General features: G+C 31.6%; 7 protein-coding genes and 1 tRNA gene. 2 read left to right on the top strand and 6 right to left on the bottom strand.

Annotated elements, in window-relative coordinates:
• From rpsK to ACKI5C_RS04945, 5 genes are all read right to left on the bottom strand, one after another.
• Positions 1-89: 30S ribosomal protein S11 (gene rpsK, locus ACKI5C_RS04965; protein ID WP_407432093.1), on the bottom strand; the 89-nt coding region annotated here is incomplete at its 3' end.
• Between the two features lie 11 nt (positions 90-100).
• A complete protein-coding gene (locus ACKI5C_RS04960; protein ID WP_407422320.1) occupies positions 101-640 on the bottom strand; it encodes a 30S ribosomal protein S4 in 540 nt (179 codons plus the stop codon).
• 50 nt (positions 641-690) lie between these two features.
• A complete protein-coding gene (locus ACKI5C_RS04955; RefSeq protein ID WP_296798999.1) occupies positions 691-1,134 on the bottom strand; it encodes a 30S ribosomal protein S13 in 444 nt (147 codons plus the stop codon).
• 185 nt (positions 1,135-1,319) lie between these two features.
• Positions 1,320-1,404: transfer RNA gene (locus tag ACKI5C_RS04950), tRNA-Ser, on the bottom strand.
• A gap of 145 nt (positions 1,405-1,549) precedes the next feature.
• A complete protein-coding gene (locus tag ACKI5C_RS04945; RefSeq protein ID WP_407432092.1) occupies positions 1,550-2,335 on the bottom strand; it encodes a DUF4013 domain-containing protein in 786 nt (261 codons plus the stop codon).
• A gap of 77 nt (positions 2,336-2,412) precedes the next feature.
• Here ACKI5C_RS04945 and ACKI5C_RS04940 point away from each other — a divergent pair, with 77 nt between their 5' ends.
• Positions 2,413-2,970, top strand: coding sequence for a LemA family protein (locus tag ACKI5C_RS04940; protein ID WP_407432091.1), 558 nt, complete (start codon positions 2,413-2,415; stop codon positions 2,968-2,970).
• 12 nt (positions 2,971-2,982) lie between these two features.
• Entirely contained in the window at positions 2,983-4,764 is a 1,782-nt protein-coding gene (locus tag ACKI5C_RS04935; protein ID WP_407432090.1) for a DUF2207 domain-containing protein, read from the top strand.
• A gap of 20 nt (positions 4,765-4,784) precedes the next feature.
• Here ACKI5C_RS04935 and ACKI5C_RS04930 read toward each other — a convergent pair whose 3' ends face one another.
• The gene (locus ACKI5C_RS04930) at positions 4,785-7,973 is read right to left on the bottom strand and encodes a C1 family peptidase (RefSeq protein ID WP_407432089.1); all 3,189 of its coding nucleotides are present in this window, start codon (positions 7,971-7,973) and stop codon (positions 4,785-4,787) included.
• Positions 7,974-8,165: the final 192 nt, after the last annotated feature.

Raw genomic sequence — 8,165 nt, 5'->3', positions numbered from 1 at the left:
TCAGCACCAGTAATATCTGTTACAGTAATAATAGTGTTATTGAATGATGAGTAAATATTAGCTATACCCCATTTTTCATCTTTTGCCATAATTACACCCTTTATTCTTCTGTATTAGCTTTATTATCCTTATTATTGTTGTACTCTTCAATTTGTTTTGCTACAGGTGAAGAACGGTAGAATCCGATTTCTTCTTCTTGACCTTTTAATACTACATAACTTGGTGAGTTGATTTTTTTACCATCTAAAGCTATGTGACCATGTACAACAAACATTCTAGCTTCTTTAGGAGTACGAGCTAAACCTTTTCTGTATACAATAGTTTGTAATCTTCTTCTTAAGATATCTTCAACAGTTAAACCTAAGATATCTTCGATTGCAGCGTTTTCAGGCAAAACACCGGTTCTAGCTAAGTGTCCTAATAATTCTAATTTTTCTTCTTGCATTTGATCGCTGGAAAAACCAAGTAAATACCTTGCTTCCCTACGATATCTTCTAACTAATGTATCAGCTTTCCAAATTTCTTTTTTGTTTTTTAAGCCGTATTTAGTCATTAATTTATTTTCATCTTTAATTCTTTCTGCATTCCAAGGATGAGGTGGTGTATTATACTTTTTCCTTGATTTTCTTGGTTGACCCATTAAAACATCTCCTTATCTAAATAATAATTAATTTAAAAATAGCTTTATGCTTATGAACGTCTTACACCAACTGAAGCACTTTTTCTGAAAGTAGATTTGGTTCTTTGACCTCTGACAGGTAAACCAACTTCGTGTCTTCTTCCTTTGTAACTTCTGGTCTTTTTCATTCTGTTTAAATCATCTCTTAAAATCATGTCAAGATCAGATTCAATTAAGTGAATGTCATCACCAGTTTCGTAATCTTCCCTACGATTTAACATCCATGCAGGAATATCAAATTTGAGAGGATCTTCTATAACGTCTTCAATTTTTGCAACATCTTCATCAGCAATATAACCGATTTTAGAGTTTAAGTCCAAATCTAAGATACGGCATATGGTTTTAGATAAAGATAAGCCAACACCTTTAATATCAGTTAAAGCGTGCTCGATGGTCTTATTACCATCTACGTCTTTTCTAGAAATACGCACTAAGTGCTTAAAATCGTCTTCCATTAAATAACCTCCATTTATAGAGCGAACCTACGAGACGGAAAATAATAGATTCGAATGTTTTGAATTTTTCAAAACACAGTTCTTTCAACAATATAAACTTAGTCTAAAAACTAAGAGTGCAAAAAAATATCAGTTTAACAATATCTTTAATAAGAATAAAAAAAATAGTGTTAAAAACTAATACGCGCCGAGACTGGGATTTGAACCCAGGAGGGCAAAACGCCCACGAGATTTCCAGTCTCGCGCCTTACCAGGCTAGACTATCTCGGCACAACTAGCTAAAAAAATACTTGCACACATGTTAATTATTTAACATGATATAATAATATCTAATAATCAAACTATATAAAGGTATTGTTTAAAATAAGAATTTGAAGAAAATTTAGAAAAATAAAAAAAAATAAACTAAATTTTCTTAATCATATATAACTTTTGAATATAAAAGTCCAACAGCTCTTGATTGAACAACAAACAGATATGAGGCCAATGCAAAGAGAATTAAAATAGCTATTGCAATAGCTATTGAATTAGCAATGCTGGAAATTAAAGCAACAACTGCAAATACTATAATAATAATCAAACACATGATAATTGCCATTGAAAGAACATATATTAACATGTTTGCAAATCCGATTGTTTCTAAATCATTATAAGCTTCTTTAAGATCCAATGCTTCACCGATAGTACCATAGTAGGCAAATCTACATAAAGACATTGAAAAGACCCAGGAAATTAAAATCAAAATAATAAATATAATTAAATTAAATATAATAAATAATGAGACGCCTAACACATCACCTAATGCCAAAAATCCAAAGCCTAAAAAGAACGCAAGTGTTGTAATTATACTCGAAATTATATAAAATACCAAATAAATTAAAATAAGTCCCAAACCATTTTTAATATTTTTGGTCGGTTCAAATGAAGGTATATTATCCTCAACATCACATGCAACTTCAATAATATCAATTTGATAGCCGCAAATAAGAATTGCAACAACCAAAGAAACAATAACTAAAATAATAGAAAGCAACAAAGCAATAGGCATTGAAAATTCAAAACGGGCTGAAATAACAGGCAAAGCAACTGACAGACCAACAAATAATCCCAATGCAACAAATGTTAAAAATATATATGCAAATTGTTTATTATCACTAAAAGGATATTTAAACGAATCTTTAATAATATCTGTAATATCCATACTAACCACCTAACAAATTAAATATAAAAATAATTTATTAATATTAATATATAAAGATTATATACAGGTGATAGAAAATGAGTTGGATACTTATTATAATATTAATATTAGCTATTGTTTTTATTGTAGGAACAGTAATACACATGTATAATAGATTAGTTAGTTTGAGAAATCGAGTTAAAAACAGTTACGCACAAATCGATGTTCAACTTAAAAGAAGAAATGATTTAATACCTAATTTGGTTGAAACCGTAAAAGGTTATGCAAGTCATGAAAAAGGAGTATTGGAAGAAGTTACAAAAGCCCGTTCAAATGTTATGAATGCATCAAATGTAAAAGAAACAAGTAATGCGGATAATCAATTAACCAGTGCTTTAAAATCATTGTTTGCAGTTGCTGAAAATTATCCTGACCTTAAGGCAAACAGCAATTTCCAGCAATTACAAAACCAGTTAAGCGAGACTGAAGACAAAATTTCTTATGCAAGGCAATTTTACAATGACACTGTATTAATGTACAATAATGCATGCCAACAATTCCCATCAAATCTTCTTGCCAAACCATTTGGTTTTAAAGAAGAAGAATTCTTTGAAGCTGATGTAGAATCCCGTGAAGTTCCTAAAGTTGAATTTTAGTGGTGAAAATCCATGAACCATAAAAAAATAGCTGTGGTAGTGATATTATCTTTAGTATTATTATCTACAGCTAATGCAATTTATGCTGAAGACAGAGAGTACAGCATCGTTGATGCAATAATAGACCTTACTGTTCATAATGATGGTCTGCTCCATGTAAATGAAAGTTATACTTATTCATTTAAGGGTACTTTCAATGGAGTTTATCGAGACATTCCCCTGAAATCCGGAGAGAGTCTTGAAAATCTGAATGTTCATGTTGACGGTGCATATGCAACATATGATGTAGGCGAAAAAAATGGGAAAAAACATATAACTGTTTATTTATGGGCAGACGAGGCACACACCCAAAAAATCCATGACCAGAAGGTGAAAATTACTTATTCCTATGATATGAAGGGAGTAGTTACATTATTTAATGATATCGGATCACTTCAATACAAACTGTGGGGAGAGGAATGGGAGTGTGATGTTGGAAAAATAAATGCAAACATCCATTTGCCTGGAGATAAAAATAATGTCTATTATTTAAACCCCGAATATTACAATGCAAGCGATTCTATTAATGGAAATACAATAAACGTTGTCTCAAAACCAATTGAAAAAGGTAACTTTTATGAATTACAGGTATTAATGCCATTGGATGACTTTACAAATGCAACAAATGCAAAACATGTTAACAGTGATGGAAAAAATCAGATTATGCAAAAACAGGCTGACTATAGAAATGGAGTCAGCTTCTGGGGAAATTTATTTAACATATTTTCAGCAATCTGTTTTATATCCCCCCTATCATTAATTTATATTTATCTAAGACATGGACGGGAACCTAAAGTCGACTATAATGGAATATATGAAAGAGAATTGCCAAGTGATGATTCGCCGGCGGTTGTAAATGCCCTGCTTAATAGAAGCGACATTGGAGAGCCTGACATGAAAGGTTTTGAAGCAACAATTATGGATTTAATCGACCGCAAAGTATTCAGAATACATGTTGAAACATCAGAACATACTAAAGATTTGATTTTGGAGTTAGACCAAAGCAAATATGGCGAATTATCTGCAGATGAGAAAAGTGTATTCAATTTATTGAAAACATTCAGTGACAATGATATACTTAATGTATCTGCATTGTCTTCCAAATTAAATAATGAAATCAATGGAAAATTATTTGTGGAAAAACTTGATGAATGGAAATCTATTGTTAAAAATCAAAGTTTAGGGGAAGAAAGAATTTCCAGATACTTTAACGATACAGGAACAAAACTTGCAACCGGATTTACAGCAGTCGGAATAGCTACTGCAGTAATCCTTTTCATAATAGCTGTCTTTTCAAATCATCCTGCAGCAACCTTGATGATTATTTCATCCATATTTTTAGGAGCCATATCATTGGGAATTGCATTCATACCTGAAGATATCTTTGGACAGTGGACTCCTGAAGGTCGTGTCTACTATCTCAAATGGACGAACTTTAAGAAATTCTTAAAAGACAACAGTTTAATTAAAGAACACCCTCCGGAATCAATAGTCGTTTGGAACAAGTACCTTGTTTATGGAACTGCTCTTGGAGTAGCTGATGAGGTTTATAAATCCATGAAACTCTATGAACCTGCAGTACATGATGATGACTATTACTATGGTGACCTTTACATGTTCCATTCCTATTCCGGTTTGATAATGCTTGATAGTGCATTTAATAATGGAGTATCCGCAGCCAACCCATCATCTGACGGTGGCGGATTTGGTGGAGTCGGAGGCGGTTCCGGCGGAGGAGGTGGAGGAGCTTTCTAGCTTCCCACCATTTATTTTTTTTAATCTTTTTTTGCAGAAATAGTTATTTTATTTGAAATAACCGCATTTTCATACTGTGATGTGATTATGTACTCACCGGACATCAGATTAATGTTTAAACAAGCTATTCCTGATGAATTAGTGTATCTTGTATAGAAGACACCATTGATGTTAAATGTAACACCAGCATTTTCCAACGGATTGCCCTGACCATCGACCAGTTTTGCTGTAAATTGCGTTCCATCATTATAGGTCATGTTAATGTCATCAGCCGTTAAAACAGACAGTACTGTAATATTATAGGACATCATCAATCCGGTCAATGGATCCAAAGCAGTCAGTATATATTCACCAGGGTTTAAGTTAATGTTTAAACGGGAAGTTCCGTTTTCATTGGTTGTTCTGTTGTAGAATACTCCATTGATGTTCATTGTAATTGTTGCATTAGGCACAAAATTGCCAGCACCATCAATCAGTGAAATATAAAACTGTGATTCGTTTCTGAAGTATTTTACAAGGTTTTGAGCAATTAATGTAGGTAGGACTTCAATACTGTTATCAACTGAAGTTCCGTTGAAAGTTGTTTTAATTGTGTAGTTTCCAGGATTTAAGTTAATAGTTATTCTGGCCGTTCCGTTTTCATTACTTACACGAGTATAATTGGCGCCGTTAATCTCAAAGATTACGCTTTCATTAGCTGCACCAACATTAGCCTCAAATTTAGAATCATTCTTATAAATTTTAACCAGATCTTCAGTATAAATGGCTAAATCCTTAGTATAAACTTTCAAAGTAGCTGTTTTAGATTCCAATGCTAAATCTGCCCACGTACCGTTACGTTGAATAAAAACAGTATTTTTTTCATTATGCATTCTTGAATTATCAAGAATTGGAACAAAATCCTTTTTCATGATTACTGTAAAGTTATCCTTTTCCTTAACTGGAATTTCTGATGTTAATTTTACTGTATGATAACCATAAAATGGAGCTATTCCATTTTCAGTATGTTTTAACTCATCATTAACATATATTTCAAGGACATACTCCTCACTTTCATTAAAATAACTTCCGATTCCGCTGATTAAATCATTTCCTGTTGAAACATAATTAATTTTATAGGTCGTGTGATTAGTATCCTCATCAAAATCTCCAGATATGTCTCTTTGATAGATTTTAGTATAATTTTCGATATTTTCTATTAAATATCCTGTTAACGGATTTTGGGTTAAAATACTTGTGTCATAATAAGAGATATATAAAAATCCTTTATCATCAGACTCAACACCGTGACTATTTTTTAAAATGAATGCACCATCTCCAGGAGGAGTGATTAGGAAATTTTCTTTGCTAAAATTATCATCCCAACCAACAACAGAAACAGAGTGAGTTCCATTTTTAGTGAAATTTTGATAAGATGAATGGGTTTTCTCATTATAATATGGTTCATCAATTGCTAAATAATATTCAAATGTTAAAGATCCGCATTTCATTATTGCCCTTTTAATTGCATCATTATCCGTTGCATTTTTACGTCCCACAAACATTATGTCCTGAACATGGAAGTTTTTTTCTGTTGAAATTATTGGAGACAATTTGGCCAGTTCATCATAAATATCATATTCATTTGGCAATGCTCCAAACCAGCTTACCATGTATTCAACAGCCTCCATATGTGATGATGATCCTTCATCGATTGATTTCATACCATATTTTGCGTATCTTAAAATATTATCCTGCACATTTTTTTCTGAAAAGTTATATTCTATTCCTGTTGCTTTTAATAATGCAGATTCCAATGCTCCACATGCTCCAAAGGTCCAACAAGCACCCATTGCGCCCTGATCTTTTACAGAGCTGACCCAGCCCCAGTCCCGTGAATCAAAACGTACAGGCAGATCAGTTACATTAATATCATTATTAATAAGTTCAATTTTAGCACCAGATTCTTCAATAACAAACGGATAATTAGTATCATTTAAAAATAAAGTATCATTTCCATATTCATTGTTTATTAATTTGCATGAAGTAAAAATCCCATGAATAGCCCGATTATTTTCATTAAAAGTTGTATTTTCAACAGATAAATTTGAATCATATGAATAAATTGCATTTTTAACATTATTTTCAAAAGTTGAATTAGTTATTGTAACATTGCTGTAATCACAATACAGGCCTCCTCCATCAAAGTCCTCATCAAGCAAAGTATTTGACATTATTTTAGAATTAATTAATTCAAAATTAGTATATGAAACATATATTGCTTCACCATCATAAATAACTGAATTATCAATGAAATCTGAACCCACAATACTTAAATTACCACCCAATTGTACAATAGCTCCTCCAAAATCACCATTACAATTAATGAATTTGGAATTTTTAACAGACACATTTCCATAAACATCATTAGCACCAATGTCTATGAATAGAGCCCCAGCATTTTTTAAAGCAGTGGTATTTACAAATAAACAGTTTTCAAATTCGCCTTCAGCACATCCTTTAAGTGCTACAGCACCACAGGACATATCAGCAGCCAGATTAGTGAAATTAGAATTTTTAATACTTGTTCTTTTTTGACTGTATATTGCAGGAGCATATCTGGAGGTTAAATTTAAAAATAAACAGTTATTTACTTGAAGCTTACCATCTCCATACCCATATAATTGAGAAAAAGAATAATTATCACTATTTAAAAATTTTGTATCTTTAACTGTAATATTTCCATAACCATATACTCCGGCACCCGCTTTAGCCTGATTTTTAGTAAATTCACAATTTATCAAATTAATATCATATCCATTTATAGCACCTGCACTATCAGCACGATTATTTACAAAAGTTACATTTTCACAATTCACATAAGTAGAAAAACCAGCAAAAATCGCTCCGCCCATTTGATTGTTAAAGCCATTAATTATCTTAATATTAAGAAGTGTGACGTTGCCTTGAATACTAAATATTCTGGCCTGACCAGCACCATCAACAGTATGGCCATTACCATTAATAGTAAAATTCGTTTTATTAACCAGTATTCCATTTTTCAATCCAAAATCAGTTGAATTATCATAAATATAATCCTGAGTTATTTCAATACTATCGCCAGCATTATTAATTTCTGTCTGAAGGGATGTGAAGTTCCCATCAGCATAAACTGCACTAACAGAAATGAATAAAACAAGCACTATGAATAAAATTTTAAATATTTTCATAATATTTCCCCACAATTAATAATATTTATTTAAATTATTATTAAAAAAATTATCGAAATGATTAAAAAAAATAAATTTTAGAGGATTTTTGTTAATCCTCTTTAGCGAAAATGGTTATTTTATTTGAAATAACCGCATTTTCATACTGTGATGTGATTATGTACTCACCGGACATCAGATTAATGTTTAAAC

This window comes from Methanobrevibacter sp. (assembly GCF_045646045.1).
Classification (GTDB): Archaea; Methanobacteriota; Methanobacteria; order Methanobacteriales; family Methanobacteriaceae; genus Methanocatella.
This window is presented reverse-complemented; position numbering and strand designations above follow the sequence as displayed.

What these genes read in the sequence shown, in the direction of transcription:
- ACKI5C_RS04960 (WP_407422320.1), bottom strand. Translation starts at nt 640, where the DNA reads ATGGGTCAACCAAGAAAATCAAGGAAAAAGTATAATACACCACCTCAT.
- ACKI5C_RS04955 (WP_296798999.1), bottom strand. Translation starts at nt 1,134, where the DNA reads ATGGAAGACGATTTTAAGCACTTAGTGCGTATTTCTAGAAAAGACGTA.
- ACKI5C_RS04945 (WP_407432092.1), bottom strand. Translation starts at nt 2,335, where the DNA reads ATGGATATTACAGATATTATTAAAGATTCGTTTAAATATCCTTTTAGT.
- ACKI5C_RS04940 (WP_407432091.1), top strand. Translation starts at nt 2,413, where the DNA reads ATGAGTTGGATACTTATTATAATATTAATATTAGCTATTGTTTTTATT.
- ACKI5C_RS04935 (WP_407432090.1), top strand. Translation starts at nt 2,983, where the DNA reads ATGAACCATAAAAAAATAGCTGTGGTAGTGATATTATCTTTAGTATTA.
- ACKI5C_RS04930 (WP_407432089.1), bottom strand. Translation starts at nt 7,973, where the DNA reads ATGAAAATATTTAAAATTTTATTCATAGTGCTTGTTTTATTCATTTCT.